General features: G+C 40.8%; 18 protein-coding genes. 6 read left to right on the top strand and 12 right to left on the bottom strand.

Annotated features, from left to right (window positions below; translation table 11 throughout):
* Position 1: 1 nt before the first annotated feature.
* The 3 genes from PTET_RS16555 to PTET_RS16545 form a co-directional block, all read right to left on the bottom strand.
* Positions 2–2,116, bottom strand: a complete 2,115-nt coding sequence (locus PTET_RS16555; protein WP_244152527.1) for an ATP-binding protein — start codon at positions 2,114–2,116, stop codon at positions 2–4.
* A gap of 244 nt (positions 2,117–2,360) precedes the next feature.
* A complete protein-coding gene (locus PTET_RS16550; RefSeq protein ID WP_096038989.1) occupies positions 2,361–3,029 on the bottom strand; it encodes a response regulator in 669 nt (222 codons plus the stop codon).
* Complete coding sequence (locus PTET_RS16545) at positions 3,022–4,347, bottom strand: DUF4118 domain-containing protein (protein WP_096038988.1); 1,326 nt, start codon at positions 4,345–4,347, stop codon at positions 3,022–3,024. The genes PTET_RS16550 and PTET_RS16545 overlap by 8 nt, the downstream gene beginning before the upstream one ends.
* Positions 4,348–4,552: 205 nt before the next feature.
* Between PTET_RS16545 and PTET_RS16540 the strand changes: the two genes are divergently transcribed.
* The 3 genes from PTET_RS16540 to PTET_RS16530 are packed head-to-tail and all read left to right on the top strand — an operon-like array spanning position 4,553 to position 8,039.
* The gene (locus PTET_RS16540; RefSeq protein ID WP_096038987.1) at positions 4,553–6,007 is read left to right on the top strand and encodes a TrkH family potassium uptake protein; all 1,455 of its coding nucleotides are present in this window, start codon (positions 4,553–4,555) and stop codon (positions 6,005–6,007) included.
* 11 nt (positions 6,008–6,018) lie between these two features.
* Complete coding sequence (locus tag PTET_RS16535) at positions 6,019–6,672, top strand: potassium channel family protein (protein ID WP_016899132.1); 654 nt, start codon at positions 6,019–6,021, stop codon at positions 6,670–6,672.
* A 2-nt stretch (positions 6,673–6,674) separates the two neighbouring features.
* Entirely contained in the window at positions 6,675–8,039 is a 1,365-nt protein-coding gene (locus PTET_RS16530) for a TrkH family potassium uptake protein (RefSeq protein WP_096038986.1), read from the top strand.
* A gap of 32 nt (positions 8,040–8,071) precedes the next feature.
* Here the strand turns inward: PTET_RS16530 and PTET_RS16525 are convergent, their stop codons facing one another.
* The 4 genes from PTET_RS16525 to PTET_RS16510 form a co-directional block, all read right to left on the bottom strand.
* Positions 8,072–8,374: a YkgJ family cysteine cluster protein gene (locus tag PTET_RS16525; protein WP_013462899.1), complete on the bottom strand. Its 303-nt coding sequence runs from the start codon at positions 8,372–8,374 to the stop codon at positions 8,072–8,074.
* 149 nt (positions 8,375–8,523) lie between these two features.
* A complete protein-coding gene (locus PTET_RS16520) occupies positions 8,524–8,931 on the bottom strand; it encodes a substrate-binding domain-containing protein (RefSeq protein WP_013462898.1) in 408 nt (135 codons plus the stop codon).
* Positions 8,932–8,942: 11 nt separating this feature from the next.
* A complete protein-coding gene (locus PTET_RS16515; RefSeq protein WP_096038985.1) occupies positions 8,943–10,016 on the bottom strand; it encodes a porin in 1,074 nt (357 codons plus the stop codon).
* Positions 10,017–10,123: 107 nt separating this feature from the next.
* Positions 10,124–12,064, bottom strand: a complete 1,941-nt coding sequence (locus PTET_RS16510) for a RecQ family ATP-dependent DNA helicase (protein WP_028834291.1) — start codon at positions 12,062–12,064, stop codon at positions 10,124–10,126.
* Positions 12,065–12,298: 234 nt separating this feature from the next.
* Between PTET_RS16510 and PTET_RS16505 the strand changes: the two genes are divergently transcribed.
* Both PTET_RS16505 and PTET_RS16500 read left to right on the top strand, forming a co-directional pair.
* Positions 12,299–13,603: an NAD(P)/FAD-dependent oxidoreductase gene (locus tag PTET_RS16505; protein ID WP_016899130.1), complete on the top strand. Its 1,305-nt coding sequence runs from the start codon at positions 12,299–12,301 to the stop codon at positions 13,601–13,603.
* Between the two features lie 94 nt (positions 13,604–13,697).
* Positions 13,698–15,197 (top strand): phospholipase effector Tle1 domain-containing protein, encoded by a 1,500-nt coding sequence (locus tag PTET_RS16500; RefSeq protein WP_096038984.1) that lies wholly within the window; start codon positions 13,698–13,700, stop codon positions 15,195–15,197.
* A gap of 55 nt (positions 15,198–15,252) precedes the next feature.
* Here PTET_RS16500 and nagP read toward each other — a convergent pair whose 3' ends face one another.
* The 5 genes from nagP to PTET_RS16475 form a co-directional block, all read right to left on the bottom strand.
* Entirely contained in the window at positions 15,253–16,548 is a 1,296-nt protein-coding gene (gene nagP / locus PTET_RS16495) for an N-acetylglucosamine MFS transporter NagP (protein ID WP_016899128.1), read from the bottom strand.
* A 32-nt stretch (positions 16,549–16,580) separates the two neighbouring features.
* Positions 16,581–17,708, bottom strand: coding sequence for an N-acetylglucosamine-6-phosphate deacetylase (nagA, locus tag PTET_RS16490; protein ID WP_096038983.1), 1,128 nt, complete (start codon positions 17,706–17,708; stop codon positions 16,581–16,583).
* Positions 17,709–18,707: a glucosamine-6-phosphate deaminase NagB-II gene (gene nagB-II / locus PTET_RS16485; RefSeq protein ID WP_013462891.1), complete on the bottom strand. Its 999-nt coding sequence runs from the start codon at positions 18,705–18,707 to the stop codon at positions 17,709–17,711.
* Positions 18,707–19,618 carry an N-acetylglucosamine kinase gene (gene nagK, locus PTET_RS16480; RefSeq protein WP_013462890.1) on the bottom strand — a complete coding sequence of 304 codons (912 nt, stop codon included), beginning with the start codon at positions 19,616–19,618 and terminating at the stop codon, positions 18,707–18,709. Before nagK ends, nagB-II begins: the two co-directional genes overlap by 1 nt.
* Positions 19,619–19,781: 163 nt before the next feature.
* Positions 19,782–22,472, bottom strand: coding sequence for a family 20 glycosylhydrolase (locus PTET_RS16475; RefSeq protein WP_096038982.1), 2,691 nt, complete (start codon positions 22,470–22,472; stop codon positions 19,782–19,784).
* Between the two features lie 509 nt (positions 22,473–22,981).
* Between PTET_RS16475 and PTET_RS16470 the strand changes: the two genes are divergently transcribed.
* Positions 22,982–24,004, top strand: coding sequence for a LacI family DNA-binding transcriptional regulator (locus PTET_RS16470; protein WP_013462888.1), 1,023 nt, complete (start codon positions 22,982–22,984; stop codon positions 24,002–24,004).
* Positions 24,005–24,360: the final 356 nt, after the last annotated feature.

The raw sequence follows: 24,360 nt of genomic DNA, 5'->3' as shown, positions 1-24,360 counted from the left end.
ATTAATTCGGTGGCGTTACCGGAAATTGAATGAAAAAATAAACGCCTGTGGATTCTTTTTGCTTTACTGCAATTTGCCCTTTCAGGCGGTGAACTACGAGGTTATAAACAATATTCATCCCCAAGCCACTGCCGCCACCCGCTCTATTTGTAGTGTAAAACGGGTCAAACACTTTTTTCTGAACTTCATCTGTCATGCCTTGACCACTGTCTTGATAATGAATACAGACAGAGTCTAAGTACTCAATATGAACACTTATCTGCCCTTTTTTTCTACCATTTTGAAAACCGTGAATAATTGAATTCATTACTAGATTAGTGAGAATTTGCGCTAAGGCACCGGGATCAGAATACACTTCTGGCTCAGGCTCCGTTGCACTAATGGTAATATCAACCGGTGTTGCTTTAAGGGTATGATAGAGGCTTTTTAGCACCTCATTAAAATAACTACTTACATACAAATTACGTAATTCTTCGGTTGTTTGATCAACCGCTACACGTTTAAAACTGCTTATTAAATCAGCGGCACGTTGCATGTTTTTTAGCAAAATGTCACAGCTTAAATCAACTTCACTAATAAACTCACTAAACTCTGTTTTACTTAAGGTGCCAGAAGCCACTTTGTTTTTAGTTTCAATTAACATTTCTCGCAAATGAGATGTCGCTGTCACACAAACACCTAACGGTGTATTCACCTCATGTGCCACACCACTGACTAAACTTCCAAGTGAAGACATTTTCTCTGCTTCAACAAGTTCCTGCTGAGTGCGACGAAGCTCTATGGTTTGCTCAAGTAGAGCCTGCTCTGCCTCATGGCGTTTACTCGACATTAAATTAATAGAATCACTTAAACTGTCATAAGGGCTGCGCTTAGAAACTGTTTGAGAAAAATCCCCAGCTGCAATCGCAGAGCAAACCTGATCAATATCTTTACTGGCTTTAATTAAACGCTCAAAGCTTCTAAACATGGTGCCAAGCTCATCCTTTTGAGTCATATACTTTTGAACATGAATAGATAAATCTCCATTAGCTAGCTGTTCAACAGATTTAATCGCAATATTAATACGCTTGGTTGTTCGGTTAATAAAATACCAAAAGAGTAAAAACACCAGTAATACACTTGCAAAAGCCGCTGCCAATAATGGGCTAAATTGCGCTTGAATAGGCCCAATAATATCGGTTTCAGAGCGACGCACTATCACTGTCCAATGCCCAGTGGCAACCTTGGCTTTATCAAAATAGAATATTCCAGAATCAAAAGGATCGTTAGCAGATAATATTTCTCTTGCTTGCCCCTGTGATTTTAGCTGTTTGGCTATACTTGCATAATCTGTGTCTAAAATGGCTTTCGTTTTTAGTCCTGAATGATTTAATGTCGTGGCAATCACGTTGTCACGTTGGCTGAGTAACAAAACATCAATTTTTAGTTGCTGCTTTATGGTTTGTAAGAATTCCGTTATATCAGCAAGTGCTCTATCTACACTTGCCATACCGACAAATTCGCCATTAATAATAATTGGCGAACTTTGTTCAACCAGCATTCTTCCCTCGTAAACATAGGGCTCAGTGATCATCGTCTCGGTATTACCATCACGTAAAAACTGTTGACGTACTCCCTCATAATAAAGACTTGATTCCATATCGACCAAGGGCTCAAGTAACAAACGTTCAGAGTCATTAAAATCACGATGCCAATAAGGTAAAAAACGGCCAGTTTGGTCTACATAAACGCCCTCTTTTAACGGTGGAGCATTAATATAGGCTTGATCTTGATTATCGGCATTAGGCTCATAACCAAACGAAGCCCCCACAAATGAAGGGTTCATTTTAAGCACTGCACGAACAAAATTAATACTTGCCTCTCTATCACCAAACAACCCATTTTGCTGTGCTAAGGCCATAATCTCTGTAGTGCGTACCGCTAATTGCGTTTCTTCATTTACCTTCGCGGCAATCGTATCTGCCGTCTGGCTTAAATTTAGTTTTGCTTGTATAACAGCCTGATTAAGGCTAGTTGAATACCAATAACTCAAGATACTGGCAATAATGAGCATGACGGGCAATGCCAAATACAGCAGCATCTTTCCTTGCAAAGAGTGTATGAGTGGTAGTCGCATAATTTTAGGCTTAAACAAGCAAGCCAACATCCTGAGGATCTGAAGTATTAAGCTTAAAAATTAGACTATAAAAACTTTCTAGGCAAATCAATTGTGTAGAAATTAATGCAGAAGCGGGGTATTAAAATACCCGCTATATAACGGACAAGGTTGTTAAATAGAGTATCGCTTGGAAACAAAAGCGTTATTTATATAATTTATCAGACTCGCTGAGTTGTAGAGCAGACTGTAAAGTTCTTATTGTTTAATCGACCAACCGATAACCCACAGCGGGTTCAGTTAATATGTATTTTGGACTAGCAGGGTTAGCTTCTAGTTTTTGTCTGAGCTGCGCTACATGTACCCGCACATATTCAGGACGATCTATGTACTGCGCTCCCCAAACATGGCTTAAAATTGCATTATGAGTGAGTACTTTATCTTTATTTTGAAACAGCAATAATAATATTGCGTACTCTTTTTTAGTCAGTTTTATCTCATTCCCCGAGGTGGTTACTATGTGCTTTTGTGGATCTATTTTTATATTCCCACAGGTAAACGCCACACTCGGCTGACTTTGGGTGCGCAATAACACCCGAATTCTGGCGAGTAACTCATTCGCGCTAAACGGTTTGGTAATATAGTCATTTGCTCCATTATCAAGCGCGGTTACCTTTTCAACTTCGCCATCTCGCGCTGACAGCACCAAAACAGGTAAGGCACTCCATTGTCGAAACTCAATCAGCCAGTCTTGACCGTCCATATCTAACAAGCCTAAGTCTAATAACACAAGATCATAACTTTGCTCACTTAAACGTGCAAAACCATCTAAGCCTTTATCACAAATACTTAGCTCGTAACCACTGGCTTGCAACAAGGTTTTTAAAAAGCTTTGTAAAGGGGGAGAGTCTTCCAATATTAAGATTTTAGTCATTGTCTTTTTCCCAGATCAATTTTGCGTACGCCATCTGTGTCTCGTTGTTAATTGTTAATGTAAATGTACCTTGGTGAAATTTAGCTACCACATCACAAATAATACTGCCCAGCCCAACGCCTTCATCGCTACTTGTTTGCGCTTTAGTGATCACGTTATTAGTGAGAAGTAACTGATAACATACCTTTTGCTGATTGCTACTTTGAGTAAATTCAACGCTCACCTTCCCATCACCATAACGCCATGCATTTTCGAGCATATTAGCTAGCGCAATTTCTAATAAAGTCACATCCCCTATGCATTTTGACTGAGCGTCTATATTGGTATCTATAACAAAATGAGTGAGTTGCTGCTGTCTGCGAGCTTTGGCTTCACTGAGTAATGCTTGTAAGTTTATTGTTTGCCAACATAGGTTTTCACCCATTTTATTAACTCGGCTTAACTCCATGACTTTATCAAAGTGCTGATTAAGTATTTTACTTTGCTCATAAATATTACTCGCTTGCTCTTTTATCACGCTGTCGCTGAGGGTAATTTCATCATCTGCAAGCATGCTGGATGCGCCCATAATAGTTGCCAATGGTGTGCGTAAATCATGTGACAAACTACGTAAAAGTGCATTTTTAGCGCGTTCTAATTCCGCTTGCACCGAAATAGCAGCCGACTGCTGGCGTAATAACGTTTTTTCATGTACTTGATAAAGCAGTGAAATAGCGGTATCAGCAAAGGCTTTTTGCCCTTGCGTTAACCGTTTAGTAAAATTAAACCCGCCCCAGCTCGGGTTAGCCTCACTAAGTAATATAAATTCACTGCTGCCTCGCGGTGCTGCAGGCATAAATGTGCAAGATGCATTTAAATGCTTACCGATCCGCTGTACAAAGTACTTTTTTTGTTCGTCCAGCGTATCTAGGCTATTTAGGTCTTTTGCCAGTTCATACAAGGTGCGGCTATTACTTGCGTGTAATTGCACATCTCTGACTTTAGTACTGAGCTCCCCCGCCAATTGACTGATCACAAAACCAACAATTAGCATAACAATAAAAGTTACTAAATATTCTATGTTTTCAATATGAAAAGTAAAATTAGGGGCAACAAAAAACCAATCGGTACATGCGACACTTACTAAGGTGGTCAGTATCGCAAGGCGACGGTTACTACGTACAGCAACCCAAGTCACCCACAATAACTGAAGCATTACAATATCGGTAGTAGTAAACCAGTTACGTACAGGGAAAATGGCCATAACCACAATTAATGGCATTATTACCGCCAAAAAAAATGCTTTATACCAACTTGGTTTGGCCTCGACCTGATTCATTAATTATTCCTCTAACATTTGAGCACTTAGGTTACTGCCTTTTCGATATTGCCTCTATAAAGTTTTTATAAAGTTCTTTATCTCGTTCGTTAAATCTTTATAAAGCTTTGCAGTGCAGCGCTGACTTTAGTATTTGATCCCGTATATTCAACTCAACTTTAGTGATTGCGTGTTACCTGCAATAGGTATTTGATAAGGCGTATTGATGATAAATTGGAAAATCACCTTAAGACTACTCGCCTTTCCTATTATTTGGATGGGAGTGGTGCAACTAGTATTCGCAGCGCTTTCATTATTTATTTTTAAAGATCGCGTTATTAGTGCGTTTCTTATTTCTGGCGCAACGATGATCTCAGTCGCTTTAATGCTACTTATCAATTTACGTAAAACAGATTATACCGGTGCAACATTCAGAGATGCACTCATTTACGCCACAGTAACGTGGATTATAGCCGGTGTGTTAGGCGCTATTCCCATTTTGGTTGTCACTGGCGTTAACTTTAGCGATGCAGTATTTGAGTCAATTAGCGCCTTAACTACTACTGGTGCAACCGTGCTATCAGGGCTCGATAACATGCCTGCTAGCTTTTTATTGTATCGACAATTTTTACAATGGATGGGCGGTTTAGGCATAGTAATTTTTGTAGTGGCTATTTTACCTATGCTGAATATTGGTGGCATGAAATTATTAAAAGCAGAAACCCCAGGCCCCATTAAAGACGAAAAATTAACTCCGCGCGTTGCCAGTACCGCGCATTATTTATGGGGTGTTTATTTTGCAATCACGGTACTTTGTATTTTAGCCTATTATGCTGGTGGAATGAGTTTATACGATGCGATTGCACATGCCTTTACCACAGTTTCAACTGGGGGTTTTTCAACGCATGATGCCAGTATGTGGTATTACCGCAGCCATTTACTGCTGTGGATAGCTAATGTCTTTATGCTTGCAGGTGCGATTAACTTTGCCTTGCACTTCAAAGTGGCGCACAAAAGAGCCATTACTAGTTATTATCACGATGAAGAAACACGTTATTTTATTTATATCGTCGTGTTTTTATCAGTTCTTTTAACCACCATGTTGCTGCTTAAAGACAGCTACTCAAATGTACTTGAAGCATTTAGTTTCTCCACATTTCATATTATTTCTTTTATTACCAGCACCGGTTATGGCGCAGCAGGCTTTACTGACTGGCCAGCTGAGGCTGGGTTTTTGCTGGTTATTGCTGGCTATCTTGGTGGTTGCGCAGGTTCAACCGCTGGCGGAAATAAAATAATTCGTAACATTATTGTTGGCAGAATGATTAATAACAATATTAAACAGCTACTTCATCCAAGAGCGATATTCACACTTAAATATCAAGGTTCGCCCGTTAAAGAAGATGTACGCCATGCAATTATGGCATTTATGACCTTTGCTGTTGGTACAAGCTTACTGTTTACAATGTTACTTATGGCAACGGGTCTTGATTTTTGGAGTGCATTTACTGCGGTAGCTGCTTGCGTCAATGTACTTGGCCCTGGGTTTGGTGAAGTTGGCGCTAACTTTCAACCCGTTTCAGATACCGGTATTTGGATACTCTCGGTCGCTATGATCGTGGGCCGGTTAGAATATTTTACTGTTTTTGCACTTTTTACTCATAGCTTTTGGAAAAAATAACGAGGAATAATATGGCACATTTTACAGTGATTGGTTTAGGTCGCTTCGGCATTGCAGCAAGTCTTGAGTTAATTCATTTAGGACACACAGTGACTGGCGTAGATAGTAACCCAAAACTCGCCGAAAAGTATGTTGAGCATTTATCTGAAACCGTCGTTTGCGACTCCACCGATGAAGCCGCACTTAAAGAGCTTGATTTAGCGAGTAGTCAGGCTGTTTTAGTGGCGATTGGGGAAGATATGCAATCGAGCATTCTGTGCACGCTTGCATTAAAAAACTTAGCTGTTGAGCAAATATGGGTAAAAGCGAGTACTAAAGCCCATCACACTATTATCTCTAAATTAGGTGTAACACGCATTATTCACCCTGAGGAAGAAATGGGGGTGCGCGTTGCACAAGCGCTTAATTACCCGATAGTGAACGACTATATTTCATTAGGCAATGGCTTATACGTTGTTGAAGTAAGTATAAAAGCTCACCTACATAAAACAAAACTAGGGCATCTACTCAGAGAAATAAAAGGCACTGTAGACCCTCTATTGGTAAAGCGCGCCAAGCAAACGTTTGTCAAACTTGATGACGACTTTGAGTTACATACCCACGACACCTTACTGCTATCAGGTAGCCGAGTCGAATTAAACTATCTAGCTCCAAGGCTCTTATAATCATGGTTTTATGGCACCCTCTCAAAACGCCTATTGAGCGCAAAGTCAGTGGGCATAAAAAAATCAATGCGGCTCCGCCTCTTATTTTATGTTGCAGTTTTTTAATATTAATAACGCTAGGGGCATTGGCATTAAAACTGCCTTTTGCAACCTATGAGCCTATTTCATGGATACAAAGTGCGTTTACGGCAACCTCTGCGGTGACTGTAACTGGACTGGTTGTAGTGGATACCGGTTCAGTGTTTACCCCTTTTGGACAAGGCGTTATTGCGTTATTAATTCAACTGGGTGGTCTGGGGTTAATGACCTTTGCGGTTGTAACTTTAATGGCACTGGGAAATAAAGTTGGCTTTATTCAAAAAACAGTCACCAAAGCTGCTTTTAATCAAACAGATACATCTACGTTGGTCAATACCGCTAAGTCTGTTTTGCTGTTTGCACTAATCGTAGAATCCATAGGCGTTGTTATTTTAACGCTGTATTGGCTACCTGAAATGGGTTTACAGAAAAGCTTTTTTCATGCTCTTTTTTATACCATTAGCGCTTTCAACAATGCAGGGTTTGCATTGAGTCCTAACAGCTTAATGCAGTATGTTGAAGACCCCGTTGTGAATTTAACTATTACCGGTTTGTTTATTATTGGTGGGCTTGGCTTTACCGTATTAATGGATTTATATAAATCAAAGCGTTGGGCAAAGCTCAGTCCCTACAGTAAATTAATGTTGATCAGCACAGTTATTATTAACGTTATTGCATTATTGCTTATTTACGCGATTGAATACGATAATCCAAAAACACTGCAACCACTGCCTGAAGTAGGTAAATGGTTAGCTGCTTGGTTTCAAGCTGTCACTCCCCGTACTGCGGGATTCAATACCATTGCCATTGAAGAATTAAAAAATGCCAGCACCGCTTTAACTATGATGCTTATGTTTATTGGTGGCGGCTCTTTAAGTACCGCAAGTGGCATTAAAGTCGTTACGTTTATCGTTTTAATTTTAGCAACCTATAGCTACCTAAGACGTGACAAAGGCGTCACTGTGTTACGCCGAGAAATAGACAAAGAATCTGTGTATAAAGCATTAGCTTTAACCATTATTTCAGCAGGAGTCACTTGGTTAGCTATTTTTACCTTACTGGTCGTCGAAGATGCGCCTTTTTTAGATGTTGCTTTTGAAGCGGTATCTGCACTGGGGACGGTAGGGCTTTCACGTGGTTTAACATCCTCGCTATCACCACTGGGAGAGTTTATTATTATGTTTTTAATGTTCATGGGCAGAGTAGGTCCGCTCACTATCGCCTATTTTTTAGCAAGTCCACGCACTAAAAAGCTAAGATACCCAAGCGCGCAACTCTCTATTGGCTAACAAACATTCACGCGGGTTAATCAGCCCGCGTTTTAAATACCCGCTAGCTCCCGCTCAGTAATACACTCACCCGATGCCATTTCAAATTCTCGACACGTTAATGGGCGATTTTCGTAAATAGTACACATGAGGGTATTTCTATCAAGTGCTTCGCACCAGCCATCGTCGCCGCGCTTCATGACCTCACTGCCCCATTTGTCGTAATCAATATATCGAAAAGGAACACCGGTATCAGTGACAATACGCACTTCTAATTGGCAGCAACACGCTTGGCAGTTAGCGCAAGTGACTGGTTGGGTATTGATATTTTCAACAGCAATGATTGAGTTTGGCATACAGACTTTTGATAAATGATATACAAGCTATAGGATACACGAGCGAGGCAAGGGTGACAGTAAAATAACGTCAGATATTAAACATCGTTATATTGTAATTAACTAATCACTAAAAAAGCGTGCTGATTAACCAGCACGCTTATTTAAGATTAAAAATTGAAAACCACTTTAACGTTATCCGATACAGCTGATGAAGAGACAAAGCCAATGGTGTCAGGGTTAGCTGCGACCATTTTGATTACTTCACTGTCATTTTCTAACTCTTTAGGTGGTGTGCCCTTTCCTGTGAAAATTAGTTTTGACCAATATGCTTTTAACTGAGAAGACGTTTTATTAAGTAATTTACTATTAAATTGCTCGGTTGCAGCACTACTTGGTTCTTGAGATATTGGAATGATCTTATTGCCATTGCTAAATGACTTTTCTTTTCCTGTATAAATTCGGCTGATAACAGACTCATCAAAGCTACTTTCATTTGAAGGATGCACGATAATAGCAAAATCTGCATAGGCGAAGTTCGTAAACAGGAATATTACACTTAATATTAATTTTTTCATTTTACTTCTCCTTAAAATACAACATCGACACCAAGCGTGATAGCTTTACTATCACCGGCCACAGCTAAATCAAACGAGTCATCTTTGACTCTATCGTATTGCACTTTAAATGCAGCTGACGGATGAAAGTCCCACCTCACACCAACAGCAAATGTATTATGCTGCTCTGTATCACCTTCACCTTCTTGTTCGAAGTCTGAAAACATGACATAAGGTGTAATAGAGTCAAAACGATAGCCCGCACTGATCATATAAGTGTCGAGATTACCATCTAAGTCTAAGCGGTTAAGCTCACTTAAAACGAAAAAATCACCAAAATCAAGATTTGCAGCTAAGCCATAAAATTTACCATCTCTACTGTCTTTACCATCCCACAAAACGGGTTCACCCGCGCGAAAACGCTTGTTGGTATATTGCATGTGGGTCACTCTTAGTTCGAGCCAGTCACGATTAAGTAACAGTACGCCGCCTAACATATCTTCCCAAATTTCTCTTGTCGGCTCTTGAAAGAAGAAGTCTGACAACAGCTTGTTATCGTCATCATCTTCTTTACCGGTATAAACATTTGCAGAAACTCCCCAATCACCTACAGAGCCTGAATAAAGTAAATTAACCCCCTCGTAGTTAAATACTTGCCATGTGTAGTTGTCAGCAGGGGCCCGCATCCATACATATGCATAACCTACATCGAAAAAGTCTGAGTAGTAAAATAGTGGTAAACGCTTCTTACCTGCTTGAATAGTCCAATTATCATTAATATCGTAAGAAATATAAGCCCATTCAAAATTTGCCTCAAAGTCGTTGACTCCTCTGGCAACTAGCTGACCTGTTACAGAAAGACCTTCACCCAAATCGCCTGATACCTGTAATCCAATCAAAGACTCTGGCGAAAAGGATAAATCTTCAGTGTATGCACTAACATTTGGATAGTCCGCAAGAAATGTTGGTTCAACGCCATATTGCGGGACACCTGTACCGCTCAGTACCTTACCTGCATTAATACTTGCAAAACCCGAAATATTAATTTCAGCATAACTACTTGCTGATATAAATGCTCCCAATAGTATAATTTTTTGCAGTTTCATTGATCACCTCATTATTATAATGGCTGTCATAGCCAACTTGAGTATAGTAAAGCAAGAAAAAGAAACAAAAAATTAACACTCTTTTATTTTTTTACTGATTTCTAATATTATTTAGCCATCGACCTTGATAGCAATGTCCCTTTAATTTCGCTGTAGCGCTGTTGCTCGCACAGTGCAAAACCACTTAGTTGACGTACTTTATTACGCGCAAACAGTGGCACGCTCATTCCCGCTAAAAACCGGCATTGGGTTTCAATACCTACATTGTGTACACCTTTAGTTGCCATGTGCGCTAAAAACTCATCGACCTTTTGATAAATAAGCGCTGTATCAATCGTTGCAGGGGGAATTGAATATTCAAGCTTAACTGAATGCCCACGACACACCGAGCAATGTCCACACTGCTGTGGCGCATTCGCATCATCAAAGTAACGGGCTAAGTTATAGCTTAAGCAAGATTGCAGCTCAAAAAAGCGTACTAAAGCAGCAATCCGTTTTATTTCCGCTTGCTCTTTATCGGTAAAATAATCGTGTAACTGCTGGGCAAGTGCAGGATTATTAATCACCTCGCTATGCACTTTGTACACATGAGTAATACGTTTGGTTTCAAGGGTGATAAGGTTTTTTTCAGCCAAATAGTCAAGCGCGGCTACCACACGTTTACGGTCAACCTGCGCGGCTTGCGTTAGGGAGTCAAAATTAAGTGTGCCCCATATTTTTTTAAAGTCGGTATGACTAAATATTTGTGTTAAAAAAGCTTGGCGCTGCTCATCAAACTGGCTAAGTAACTCATTTTTATCAACCAAAAATTTATACTTAAAATCGGCATAATAAGCATACTGCGGGGTTATTGCGCCTTGCATTTCAAGCTGTACCAGCAAGGTTTTAAGGGCAAGTTGGCGAATATTACTCTCGCTTGAAAGGCTATATTCTTGCATTTCCCATTGCTGTTGAGCTTGGCGAATATCGTTAATAACATATTCAATACCGCTGAGCTCTGGAGTATCGCCGTAAATAAAGTTTTCTACTGTATTTAAGCCATCTAAATTAGCCAGGGTATAACAATTTGATGGGTTGCCGTCACGCCCTGCGCGGCCAATTTCTTGGCTGTAGTTTTCTATTGATTTAGGTAAATCGTAGTGAATTACAAAGCGTATGTCTGATTTATCAACCCCCATACCAAAGGCAATGGTAGCAACCACTACATTTATTTTGCCTGCCATAAAATCGTCTTGAATTTGCCCGCGTAGGGTGTCTTCAAGCCCTGCATGATACGCCACTGCTTGCAGGCCCTGCGCGCTTAACATATTGGCCACTTGCTCAGCACTTTGCTGCAGCGTGACATACACAATACCGGGGCCGGTTTGCGCACGGACAATTTTAGTAAGCTCATTGTTTTTATCCGCCGTTTTAACACTCAGCACATTTAAATCTAAATTAGCGCGATAAAACCCCGTTTGCACAATACATTGTGGCTCAATAGCAAAGCGCTCGGCCATATCGCGTTTTACTTTTTTAGTGGCGGTAGCGGTTAATAGTAGCACTAACGGAATATTTAGCTCTTCACGGTAACGAGGTAGTTTTAAGTAATCGGGTCTAAAGTTATGCCCCCATTCAGATATACAATGCGCTTCGTCAACAACCAACATAGAAAGCGCCACTTGGCTTATAAACTCCCTAAAGCGTTCGTTTTTAAAGCGCTCAACCGACACCATTAACACTTTAACTTTACCACTTCGTACGTCGTTCATTACAGTGCTACTTTGCATTTGGTCTTGGCTTGAGTCGAGGCTGGCGGCATAGATGCCTTTGCTATTTAAAAAGCTAATTTGATCTTTCATCAAGGCCAATAACGGCGATACCACCAGCGTTAAATGCGGTAAATGTAACGCGGTGAGTTGATAGCACAACGACTTACCCGATCCTGTAGGAAATATTGCCAGTGATGATTGGCCATTTAGCAGCTGCTCTATGGTTTGTTGTTGCCCTGCTCTAAACTGATTAAAACCAAAATGTTGCTCAAGAGACTGAACTAGCGAGGTACTCATAAAAGCGTCCTTTTTATGTCGGTGCCCATAAATGCTGTAAATGCGCAGTAGATGAAATATTTGCATATCAGTATACATCAAATGACGTGATTTATTGCTGACATATCCTTTAATTAGGCGCACACTATAGCCCCATAAAAACGAGCTTTGCCAAAATAATTTTTTGATACCCAAGTCATTTTAAAAATCAACGTACAGAAATTGCTTCGGTATATTATTTTTAAGGGCATAGTCATGGATATAACCATACCAAAAATCGTCATCATCGGCGGTGGCGCTGGTGGGCTGGAGCTAGCAACTCAATTAGGGCACAAATTAGGAAAGAAAAAACACGCAAATATATTACTCATCGATAAAAATCGCACTCATATATGGAAACCGTTATTGCACGAGGTTGCAACTGGCTCTATTGATGCCGATTTAGATGGGGTTGTTTACTCCGCGCATGCTGCCAAACACCACTATAACTTTCAACTTGGTACCTTTTGCAACCTCGATAACAACAATAAAACCATTACCTTAAGCCCTCTATATGACGAGTTAGGGCATCAAATTTTACCTAAACGCACCGTTCACTATGATCATTTAGTTATTGCTATTGGCAGTGTGAGTAACGACTTTAATACGCCAGGCATTAAAGAGCATTGTTTTTACCTTGATTCAAACCAACAAGCCGAGCGCTTTCAACACGCGCTGCTGGATAACTTTACTCGCCTTCATCAAGACGATGACCCATTACACTCATTAAACATCGCCATTGTTGGCGGTGGAGCAACTGGGGTTGAGCTCTCGGCTGAGCTATATCATGTTTCTGATTTACTAAAAATATACGGTTTAACCAATATGTCGGCTAAGCGTTTACATATTCACCTGATTGAAGCGGGCCCCAGGATTCTTCCGGCGCTGTCTGAGCGAATTGCCAGTTCGGCCAAGCGTGAGTTATTAAGATTAGGCGTCACCGTTCGGGAAAATACCCAAGTTAAACAAGCAACCGAACATGGCTTTATCACCAATGATGATGAGCAAATAAATGCGGATATTATGGTGTGGGCGGCGGGCGTAAAAGCACCTGACTTTATTAAAGAGCTGGGTATTTTTGAGCTGACTCGTAATAACCAAATAAAAGTAAACGAGTACTTACAAAGCAACCTTGACCCACAAATATATGTGCTCGGTGATTGCTGCGCGTTTACGCAAGATGATGGTACGCAAGTGCCGCCACGCGCACAATCGGCACATCAAATGGCACAATGCGTTGAAAAAAACTTAATCGCCACATTACGTGAGCAGCCCCTTAAAAAATTCGAGTATAACGACCATGGCTCACTGGTTAATTTATCGCGCTACAGCACAGTAGGCAGCTTAATGGGTAACCTAACCAGTAATAGCTTTTTTATTGAAGGTAAAATTGCCCGCTTTATGTATATTTCATTATATAGAATGCATCAGCGCGCTATTCATGGCAGTGCCAAAACCTTTGCTTTGTGGATCAGCGAAAAAGTGCTGCGTGTTGTGCGCCCTAAAATGAAGCTGCACTAGCCAAAATTAAAGACAGTGGTAATTTAAGTTACCACTGTCTTTAATTTTTAATATTAGCTATATAAAGTACACAAAAATTTTAAGGAAACAGGCTATGTCGGATAAAACGCTTATTTTTAATTTTGATGGTACCGGCAGTGAACCCCGAGACGCAGATCAGTTTAGTACAGAGCATTTTAAAGAAGACGCCAGTATTTCTAATATTTTAAAACTACACTTATTGCTCGGTGGTAAACTTGATGATTCTCCCACCACCCCATTTTCCAAACAGTTAAGTTTTTATTACCAAGGCATAGGCACTAAAGGCAGTCGTTTAAAACGAATTTTAAATCAAGCACTCGCCCCACGTTCAGACGATGTAGCCAGCATTTTAAATCAAGCTATTAATGATTTTAAACAGCATTACCAAAGCGGCGATACCCTCCTACTTACCGGCTTTAGCAGAGGCGCTGCATTAGCGCGGCGATTTGCAAAGTGCTTAGAGCCACTCATACATGAAAAGGTGTATTTATGTGTGTTTGATACAGTGGCCTCAATTGGCATGTCAAAAGTGAGTAAAGCCACTTGGGGTGCAGAGCATGTTATTTTTGAAAATCACACCATTGCCAGTAATGTCTCTGAGGCGCTGCACTGTGTAGCGCTTGATGAAAAACGTCGCGCCTTTGAACCGACGTTAATGAACCAGCAAGCTAACATTACCGAGCTGTGGTTTGCAGGAGCCCATTCTGATGTGGGAGGCGGCTACTATCGCGATGGACTTGCCGATATTTGCTTGCGTTATGCACTTGAGTGGCTCATTGCTCAGCCACTGTCAGTTTCATTGCTAACCAGTCATGACATCGATTACGAAAACCTTTTACCTGAGAGTAACTTGGTTGCCCAAGACGATGTGACTGTTATTCCCGATCCACTGGCGTTAAGTCATCAGCAAAATTACTTTTGGCTAAACTCATTTTTTAAACTTGTTGATAGGCAGTGCTGTGTATTAATTGACGATGAAATCAGCCACGTCGCCCCATTAATACATCACAGTGTTGCACAGCGAATTAATAAACTAACCAGCTATCGCCCCGAATCGTTAAAAAACTTACATTATAAAATGATTTACAGCGACGACAGCACGTTAAACTTTATGGGACTCAGTGCCCATATAATGCTAGCCAACCAAAATATGAGTTTACTTAGCATAAACCAAAGCCAAGATGTGATGGTATATGCCAGTGAAGCCTACAACGCCACCGGCTTAATGCTTGCCCAAGGTGCGACCTACCGTTTTACACCTTATCCTAATCAATATTGGTATGACGATGGTATAAAGTGCTCTCCTTCTGGGTGGCATCGCGATAACGTGCAACTCGGCGTTAAAGAAATCCCTATGGCATTACTTGAGCCATTTAGACGTTTAGCTACATCGCAGTGGTTTAGCTTGATCGGCACGATTGGTCAAAGCGATGAACATGCCTTTGAAATTGCTGAAGGCGTTGAAATAACCATTAAAAAATCGGGAGAGTTTTGCCCTTTTGCTAATGATTTAAGTCGTTTTTATGGTGCGAATGCCGGTAGGATAAAACTTAAAGTAACGCGATTAAGCTGATAATCAGTGCACTTTATACTGCAAAGTGCACTGAGCTAGGGATAGCTGGTGGAGGTTATTGCTTTTTCATTTTATGGCCTTTCACGGCATAAAATAATATGAATAGATAACAAGGTAACAACACCGAGTAGCCTGTTTGTAACGAGGTAAAGCCACTCAGTAGCCCCCATAAAACGGGACCAAATGCACCTCCGGCAATCCCCATAATTAAAAGCGCAGAACCAGTACTAGTAAGTTTACCCAACCCTGATAATGCTAGTGGGAACACCGCAGGCCAAACAATCGCGTTTGCTAAGCCTAAAAAGGCAATCAGCAGTAAAACATCAGGCAAATTAGCGCCGCCTAAAGGCACCAATAGCGCATTGGCAATAACAAACGACTGTGCATCAAGCAGTAAAATACATAATGTAATAACAATCCCTAATACAGCCGATGCGGTTAAAGCGCTCTGCTGAGAAATAAATTTAGGGATAAGTAAAATACCTAAAATATAACCAAACACCATAAACATCATAGTGTATGAGGTCATTACCCCATATTTTTCGACTCCCAGCGATAGTGCAAAAGTACCTATGGTATCGCCTGCAATAACCTCAACCGCCACGTACAAAAATATCGCAATAGCGCCTAACACTAAGTTTGGATGAGAGAGTGTTTCACGAATTTCACCCTTATCGTTTATTGCGTCAACTTCATCATTAATAAGTTCAGGTAGCGGCGACTTTTTAACCGCAAAAGCTAATAAACCAATAAATATGGCCATGCCTAAGTAAGGTAAAATAAGGCCGTTGGCCATATCATCAACTTGCTCTTGGCTAAGCTCTGTGCCTACCGTACCGGTAAAGTTGCTTAAAATTAAGGCCGTAAATACCATCGGAGAAATAACCCCTGCGCCTTTATTTAAAATACCCATAATACTAATACGCACAGCAGCCGACTCTTCTGGCCCTAAACGCACTACGTACGGGTTAACCGCAGTTTGTAATAGAGTTTGACCTGCGCCCATCACTAACTGGGCTAATAAAAAAAGAGGAAAAAACTGTGACATAGCAGCAGGAATAAACAGTAAACCCGCTAACATCATACACCCCATGCCAAGCGCCATCCCGTTCTTATAGCCAACTTTTTTAATTAACACGGCCGAGGGAAGCGCAGTAAAGGTGACGGCAATATAAAAGGAAAATAAAATTAACGACCCTTGAAACGGAGTTAACTGTAAAATTTGACTTAAATACGGCATTAATGAGCCATTTAGCCAAGTAGCAAAGCCCAGTATAAAAAATAATACCGCAACAATGGCCATTGGAACCACGCTACTATTTTTGGACGTATCCATAACATTGGTTGTCATGTTATTTTCCTTTATTTATATTTATTATGTTGTTAACAAACCTGAGCGCCGCCAATCCACGTGCTAATGACTTGTTGTTGTGTGTTTAATTGTACAAAATCTGCTGGACTACCCGGTATTAATCGCCCGTGTGTGGCAGGCAACTTTAAATACTGAGCAGGATATAAACTCGCCATATTAAGCGCTTGCGCTAATGGCTGCTTTAAATGGGTTACTGTATTTCTTACTGCGGTTGCCATATCAAGCGCAGATCCTGCCAGTTCTCCCGTGGTAGAGGTGAGCTTACCATTATCTAAGGTGACGGTACGGTCAAAAAAAGCAAATTCGGTGTCATTCGTACCCACTGGTGGCATCGCATCAGTGACTAAAAAAACACGACCCATTGGCTTTGCTTTTAACGCAAGCTGACATGCAGCGTAATCAACATGATGCCCATCAACAATTAGGCCGCAATAGGTGTCATCGTTTAATAATGCACAGCCTACAACACCTGGCTCACGCCCCTGTAATGGCGACATAGCATTATATAAATGCGTAAATCCGGTTGCGCCAGCATCAACCGCGCGCTGAGCTTGAGCAAAGCTTGCATTGGTATGACCTAAACAAACGTGTATGCCTACCTCACGCATTTTAGCGATATCACTTGGCAGAACATTTTCAGGTGCAACTGTTACCACCACTTTACCTAAATCTTGGCGAGATAATACCTGCCATTCTTGTTCAGAAATAGGGCGAATATAATCAGCACTATGAGCGCCTTTTTTTGCAACAGATAAGTGCGGGCCTTCAAAGTGAATACCAATAATACCGGGAGTCTGCAAAGCAATAGCATCAGCAATGACATCGGCTGCTTGGTGCATCACTTCAACCGTGTCAGTAATTAAAGTCGGCAACATGGCAGTTGTGCCATACTTGGCATGTGCCAGCAGCATTTGTTTAACCCCAGCAACACTGCTAGTACGATTAAACAATACACCACCGCCACCATTTACTTGCATGTCAATAAAGCCTGGCGCAACTAACCCCGTTAGGTGCTCATCTGCCTGTTGCACGTTATCATCTATTGCCGTAATAATACCCGCATCAATGCTCAACACTTTGTCGTTAACAAATTGCTCGCCATCAAAAAGTTCTGCTACATGAATACGTTTTACTGACATTTATAATGTCCTTGTTACTTTTTTAAGCCCCTTAGGCTCATCAGGGTTAAAACCACGGCTTAACGCTACTTTTGCCACATCAAGATAAAAACGCTGCAATACTAAAAATGGCGCTAATCGAGGGTGTACGTTAATACCGTTTTGATTAAGGCTAATCACGTGTGCACCGCGTTTTTTAACCTCAGCAATTTGCTGCTGATGTGACTCTTTAGTTTCATCATCAACCGAGCAATCTAAAATCACTAACCCTTGCTCAACTAAGGTTACCGGACCATGTAAAAATTCTGCACTACTGAATGACTCAGCATGAATAGCACACACTTCTTTAAGCTTAAGTGCCATTTCTTTTGAGATAGAAAACCCTAAACCACGGGCTAATACCACCATGTTCTTAATGTTTGCAAACTCACTAGGCTGTAACTGAGTTGGCGAGTCTATCATTGCATCAAGCGCGCTAGGCAGCTCTTTAAGCCCTTGTAATAATGACTCATTTTGCGTCCAATTAGCAACAATATGTACCAATGCCGATAACGTGGCTAAGTAACTTTTTGTTGCCGCCACCGAAATTTCATCACCGGCTTTAAGGGGGACAAAATCATCTACTATGTCTTGCAATGGTGACGCTTCATCGTTAACCAGTGCAATACAATAAGCGCCCGCCTCTTTCGCCATTTTTGCTTGAGCGAGAATATCTGGGCTGCGTCCTGATTGAGAAATTACAATCACCACAGCGCCTTCAAGCTTTAATGTTTTACCATATACACTCGCCACTGATGGCGCTGCTGAACTGACCGGTACACCGGCTTCAATTTCAATTAAGTACTTACCAAAAACGCCAGCATGATCTGATGAACCGCGACCAATCATCATCACCACCTTAGGGGCCATATCGCGAAGCTTATGACCAATTTTTTCCACTAAAGGTTGGTTGGCAATAATTTGCTTTTCAATAACATTTGGCGTTTGCGCCGCTTCTTTTTCCATTAGGGTGTTAAACATCATAACTCCTGGCTGCTGTAATTAACGTGCTGTTGTTTAGCGTAAAGTACAGACCCCATTTCTGGTGACGATAATGGGGCTGATAAAATAGCTTGAATGTCTGGATCTAACCATGTTGTCATCACGGCTAATAAGCCACCGATAAACGAAAGCCTTGGTGGGTTTTTATCTAATAGTTGACGTGCAATATCGCTTAAGTACGCGCCACCTTCTTTTAAAATGGCAATCGCAATGGCATCGTTTGCTTGTGCTGATTGAAAAACACAACCTGCAAGTTGCGCAAAAAAGGCGGCGGGTTTATTCGCAATTACTTCAACAAGTTGCATTGCATCACGCACTTCTAAATACTTCATAATCAAATTAGTAAGCGCACCACTTGGGATTAACTTGTCTAGGCTTAACAACACCTGCTGACAAGCAGTAAAGCCTATCCATGCACCGCTGCCTTTATCGCCATGCGGGAAACCATGACCACCAATCATAAACGATTGACCATTAACGTATGAAAATCCACACGAGCCAGTACCTGCAATCATCACTGCGCCATCACTACCTTGATGAGCGCCCATACAAGCAATGAGTAAATCAGTCGTTAAATGCATAGTTTTAAATGGGTGTTGCCACTGGGTCATTTGATTATGCAAACTTGGTAAGTTAACTCCCGCCAGGCCAACCCCTGCGATTAATGCAGATAAAGGCGTCTCTTTGAGTCCTGCATCTTGCAAGGCTAAACGCGCTGATTGCTCAATGGAATGCGTTGCTTGGCTAAATCCATGTAACGGGTTACCAGGGCCTGCCACACCGGTGCCTACTATTTCATTACAGCTATTGACGATAATTGCTTTACATTTAGTGCCACCGCCATCGATCCCCACAAAGAGTTGATTGTTATTAATATTGTTGGTGATCATTTTTGCCTCTTAATTTGTTCGACCGTTTTGCAAAACACTGAAAATAAAACCGGACTGTCATACTGTATGAATCTTATACTAGCACAAATGACAGCGTTGTCATTATTTTTATTTACAAATAAATAACTTCTTTCATCTTCAATAATTTAAAGGAAAACGCACTTTATCGGTGCGTTACTTTGAGCTTTCTGCTTACACGACTTGCTGATGGAGTCTTAGAGCGAATCCATACATCTTGTGTTACTTTGACGGGTTGTTTATAGGTTTGCCATTGGCCGCTTCCTTGTTTGTATTCAATTACCAAACCAGGGTAGGCAATATTGGCGTACAACATGCCGTTCTCAATTTTTGCGCCCGCATTTGCAAGACGATAATGCACATCAGCCATTTCTAGCTTAGGAAATTCTTTTAATCCCATTGTGGCTGCAAAAGTCTGCCATTGCTGATCGCGCTGCTGTTTTAATGCTGAGCTAAAGCGATTTGTTTGTTGGCTATAAACAAAGCCATTGTGATCATACGGAACCGCCCAATCTGCCTTATGCCATGCTCTTTGTGCCAACGATAATAACCGTGGGAAGAGCTTATATTCGGCCATATTATTGGTGCGCGTATTTTCACTCCATAACTGCCCTTGAATACCAATAAAGCGTTTATCTTTTGCCAAAGGCGCTGATACTACCTTGCCTTGCTCATCACGCTGTAACGTGTCATCAGCGACATAGGGATTATCTTCTCTATCGAGCCAAAATTCAGCATGAATAGGTAAATTATCTGGCATAAACTGAAATATTTTTTCGGTATTTATATGCCTTGAAGCCCAGTAATAGCCGTGCTCTTGTGGGTCTGCTTCATACGGAAAGTCAAAATACAGCACATCTGGCGACGAGAGTACCACTTGCCAATTTCTATTAGCAAATTCATGGGCACGTTGATGGCCGTTCCACATTAATAAATCCCAGCTATTACCTTGTACAACCTCTGGCATATTCTCTGGATTAGTATGCGATAAACCATCGCTCCATGCAGCGGTTTCAATATTCATATCAGCCAACATATTCGCAATACGTTCAATAAAATAGCTGCCCAGCTGACTCGCTTCAGTAATTTCTAACTTATTTTGTTTAATAAAATCAGCACAAGCTGGTGAGTCAACCCACGCTCCGGCGGTTTCATCGGCGCCTATGTGATAACGGGTTAACGGATGCTGTGCATCACTGTGTATGCCTTTTACCTGTTCCATTACTTCACGAATAAACGCATACGATGAGTCTAAACACACATTAATGGTATTGTCGTTATAGTGCTGTACCGACGAATACACGGTTGTATCAAGCGGATCATAAAGTAAAAACTGCTCGGCTTTTTGTTTATCGCCTTGTTTTATGTATTTATTATAACGCGCTTGCATGGCTTTAATTGCAGCGCGAGAATGCCCTGGCATATCAAGTGATGGGATCACTTGAATATGACGCGCACTCGCCGCTTTAAGTATTTCTTGATAATCAGCCACCGAATAATAGCCGTTTGCTGCACTTGAAGTATCAAGCCCTGCGCCCAACTGTGGCATTAAACATTGTTGCTCGCTTTGATCAAAACAACGCTTCGCCCCTATATCCGTAAGTTCAGGAAGTGATGGGATTTCTATACGCCAACCTTCATCATCACCTAAATGTAAATGCAGCTTATTAAGTTTATAAGCCGCCATTTGATCAAGCAGCTTTAAAATAAAGCCTTTGTCGCGAAAGTTACGCGCAACATCCACCAACACACCTCTAAACTGATAATGCGGTGCATCAATTACTTCTCCCACAGGTAACATATTACTGTTAACCTGATACAAACTCGCTAAGCTTTGCAAAGCATAAAAAATGCCCGCTTCATCAGCGGCATTAATCACAATTTCATCAGCTTTAATCGCTAACTTATAGCTGCCTTCAAATTCATCATTTTTAGTTACTGTATTAAGTGTGACCTTAATGGCCGCTGCATCATCGCTTATATTAATACCTAGTAGTGCTAACCTTTGTGTTGCGGCAGATAAGTGTGTTTTATCTATTCCTGAGTAGTTAATATTAAGCCCTTGGCTTATATCTAGCGTTTGAGTTTGGCTAAATTCGCTAAAACGTGGGGACGGAATAATTTGTTGAGCAATCACATTGCTCACTTGATTTTGCGACGTTAAATAAGCAGAAAAGTCATATTTTTCATTGCGCTCAAACAAGCGCTCAGCGCTAAGCCACTGCGTTTTATCATTCGCGGTACGTTTAAACTGACGTTCATAATCGGTGTAAGGCATAACATGTGGCAACACCTCTAACCCTGTCTCTGGGTCAATTTTAGGTTTTGTGCTTTCAATCACTTTAGCGGTGTCATTATTATTAACAACTATATAATTAGGAATTGCGTCGCTTTGCGATAATGACCAAAAGTGCGCATAAAAAGTAATCGTTTTAGTCTCACCCGCTTTAAAGCCAGTAAACCCGTCTTTAAGCTCAATGACATGAATATCGCCATTAACACGTTTAATAGTAAATTCATCGCTAACCGCCGTTTGAATAGGTGTAATTTGACTAAAGTAAATTTTCCATTGGTCAAAGTTAATCGCCGAGTTGGCGGTTAAATGTAAATACGCTTTAAAACAGTGACCGTTTTCTATATCTGGATCGCACTGTGCTGATGGACGGTTATCAACCTGCTGATATTTTATTTGTAAGGTTTTAGCAAGTAACTCTACGGCGCTATCGTTTGCAGGGCTTAGCTGAACCGATACCGTATTTTGTTCATCAACATTGCCCTGACACGCACTCAAACCCAGTGCTAAGCAGCATGCTGTCAGTAATGATTTAATCTTCATTCGCTACTTTCCCTCTATTGTTATTAACTTAGTCACTCAAGTATCTCTTTCAGATACTTAAATTAATCCCGCTTTTAAATCAATCACTATTCACATCTAGCAATTGCCACCTTAGCGCACACAATCCGCTACCCTAGGGTTTAAATAATAATTAACAGCGCGCACCAATTTATGACAACGCTGTCATTAAGTTGTTAATGTATCCTTTTTTTTCTTTTATAGCTACACAGAAGGGCAAAAAAGATACAAAAAATTTACATGTATGTGCTTAATATTCTTTTAAACTATTGTATTTAAATTAAATTTAAATATGACTAAATTATTACCTAAAACTTTATCTACCATTCTCACAAGAAAGGCGTATAAATTAACTGTTAATATTCAATGATGTCTTTATAATTTAGCCGTCAAATAATAAAAACCGAGCACTGTTAACTGCTTTTGCTGTAGTTGTTAACCGATAAAGATAAATTAGTACCCAAAATGATATGTAAAGGTCTATTAAGCCTATGAGAACAACAATAAACGACGTGGCAAAAGATGCCGGGGTATCAATAAAAACGGTATCACGAGTAATAAATAACGAAACCTCGGTGCGTGACAACACCCGTGAGAAAGTCATGGCGTCGGTTAAAAAGTTGAACTTTCAGCCTAACCTTGCTGCAAGAAGTCTCGCAGGAACAAAAGCTTACAGCATTGCTTACATTTACGACAATCCAAATGCCTACTATATTATAGATATGCAAAACGGCATTTTAGATACGTGTAAAAAGCAAGGGTTTGAACTACTTATCCACCCATGCGATGCCAAAGAAGCACATATTATTGACGAAATAACCAGCATGATAAAACGCACCCGAATTGCCGGTATTTTACTCACGCCGCCATTTTCAGAGATGCCACATTTTGTTGAAAAGCTGACACAGCTTGACCTAAAAGTTGTGCGTATTTTATCGGGGCACGACGCCCCCGATACATTAACGCCCTGTATTATGATTGACGATAACCTCGCCTCTAAATCAATTACCGAACACCTTATAAATAATGGCCACACACGCATCGGCTTTTTAGCTGGGGGCAGCGAACATAACTCCACCAAAGAGCGCTTAGAGGGCTACAAAGCGGCTTTAAAACAATACGACATTACTATAGACCCTAGCTTAATTATTGATGGCGAATACTCATTTGAATCCGGGGTTGAGGGTGCTAAAACACTCATTAATCAACAAAACAGGCCAACCGCTATCGTCTCATGTAACGATGAAATAGCCGCCGGTGCGTTATTTGCAGCCAGATTAATGAACATTGATATACCCAGCGAGCTTTCTATTACAGGGTTTGAGGATAGCCCATTCTCACGCCAAACATGGCCAAAGCTCACTACAGCGCATCAGCCAAATAATAAAATTGCTGAAGATGCAGCCAGCTTACTGATAGCGCAAATTCGTAATGGCAATGACCGCGATATTATTAAACTATACACACCAGAACTGGTTGTCAGAGATTCAACAGCCCCTCCCATAGCTTTATAATTAATTAGCTGGCACGCGCTGCAAGTCCCCCTTCAGCGCTTAAAGCATTAAAAGCGGCTTGATTTTTGAACGTATAGCCTGTACCACTGAGTTTATTAACAATAAAACGGCACATGTTGTAAATTTTACACTTAGGGCCTGTTGATCTTTCAAGGTTATATAACTCAGTTAACCTTTCCAATACCAATTCGCTTAATTAACTGAGCTATTTTGAGGGAGGAAAATCGTGTCGATAGCAAGGCAAAAAATTTCGTTATTGAGTTGTTCTAAATGAGACGTTTTTAACGTCTGTGAGCGTCTGGTTTGCCCCCTCAAAATGATTAAGTATTATTGCAAATTGGTATAAATATACAGGA

The organism is Pseudoalteromonas tetraodonis, assembly GCF_002310835.1.
Taxonomy (GTDB): Bacteria; Pseudomonadota; Gammaproteobacteria; order Enterobacterales; family Alteromonadaceae; genus Pseudoalteromonas; species Pseudoalteromonas tetraodonis.
Note: the sequence above shows the minus strand (reverse complement) of the source record. Positions and strands in the feature narration are given on the sequence as shown.

What these genes read in the sequence shown, in the direction of transcription:
- nagB-II (WP_013462891.1), bottom strand. Translation starts at nt 18,707, where the DNA reads ATGTTTAACACCCTAATGGAAAAAGAAGCGGCGCAAACGCCAAATGTT.
- PTET_RS16510 (WP_028834291.1), bottom strand. Translation starts at nt 12,064, where the DNA reads ATGAGTACCTCGCTAGTTCAGTCTCTTGAGCAACATTTTGGTTTTAAT.
- PTET_RS16520 (WP_013462898.1), bottom strand. Translation starts at nt 8,931, where the DNA reads ATGAAAAAATTAATATTAAGTGTAATATTCCTGTTTACGAACTTCGCC.
- nagP (WP_016899128.1), bottom strand. Translation starts at nt 16,548, where the DNA reads ATGACAACCAATGTTATGGATACGTCCAAAAATAGTAGCGTGGTTCCA.
- PTET_RS16555 (WP_244152527.1), bottom strand. Translation starts at nt 2,116, where the DNA reads ATGCGACTACCACTCATACACTCTTTGCAAGGAAAGATGCTGCTGTAT.
- PTET_RS16540 (WP_096038987.1), top strand. Translation starts at nt 4,553, where the DNA reads ATGATAAATTGGAAAATCACCTTAAGACTACTCGCCTTTCCTATTATT.
- nagA (WP_096038983.1), bottom strand. Translation starts at nt 17,708, where the DNA reads ATGTCAGTAAAACGTATTCATGTAGCAGAACTTTTTGATGGCGAGCAA.
- PTET_RS16530 (WP_096038986.1), top strand. Translation starts at nt 6,675, where the DNA reads ATGGTTTTATGGCACCCTCTCAAAACGCCTATTGAGCGCAAAGTCAGT.
- PTET_RS16545 (WP_096038988.1), bottom strand. Translation starts at nt 4,347, where the DNA reads ATGAATCAGGTCGAGGCCAAACCAAGTTGGTATAAAGCATTTTTTTTG.
- PTET_RS16550 (WP_096038989.1), bottom strand. Translation starts at nt 3,029, where the DNA reads ATGACTAAAATCTTAATATTGGAAGACTCTCCCCCTTTACAAAGCTTT.
- PTET_RS16535 (WP_016899132.1), top strand. Translation starts at nt 6,019, where the DNA reads ATGGCACATTTTACAGTGATTGGTTTAGGTCGCTTCGGCATTGCAGCA.
- PTET_RS16525 (WP_013462899.1), bottom strand. Translation starts at nt 8,374, where the DNA reads ATGCCAAACTCAATCATTGCTGTTGAAAATATCAATACCCAACCAGTC.
- PTET_RS16475 (WP_096038982.1), bottom strand. Translation starts at nt 22,472, where the DNA reads ATGAAGATTAAATCATTACTGACAGCATGCTGCTTAGCACTGGGTTTG.
- nagK (WP_013462890.1), bottom strand. Translation starts at nt 19,618, where the DNA reads ATGATCACCAACAATATTAATAACAATCAACTCTTTGTGGGGATCGAT.
- PTET_RS16505 (WP_016899130.1), top strand. Translation starts at nt 12,299, where the DNA reads ATGGATATAACCATACCAAAAATCGTCATCATCGGCGGTGGCGCTGGT.
- PTET_RS16515 (WP_096038985.1), bottom strand. Translation starts at nt 10,016, where the DNA reads ATGAAACTGCAAAAAATTATACTATTGGGAGCATTTATATCAGCAAGT.
- PTET_RS16470 (WP_013462888.1), top strand. Translation starts at nt 22,982, where the DNA reads ATGAGAACAACAATAAACGACGTGGCAAAAGATGCCGGGGTATCAATA.
- PTET_RS16500 (WP_096038984.1), top strand. Translation starts at nt 13,698, where the DNA reads ATGTCGGATAAAACGCTTATTTTTAATTTTGATGGTACCGGCAGTGAA.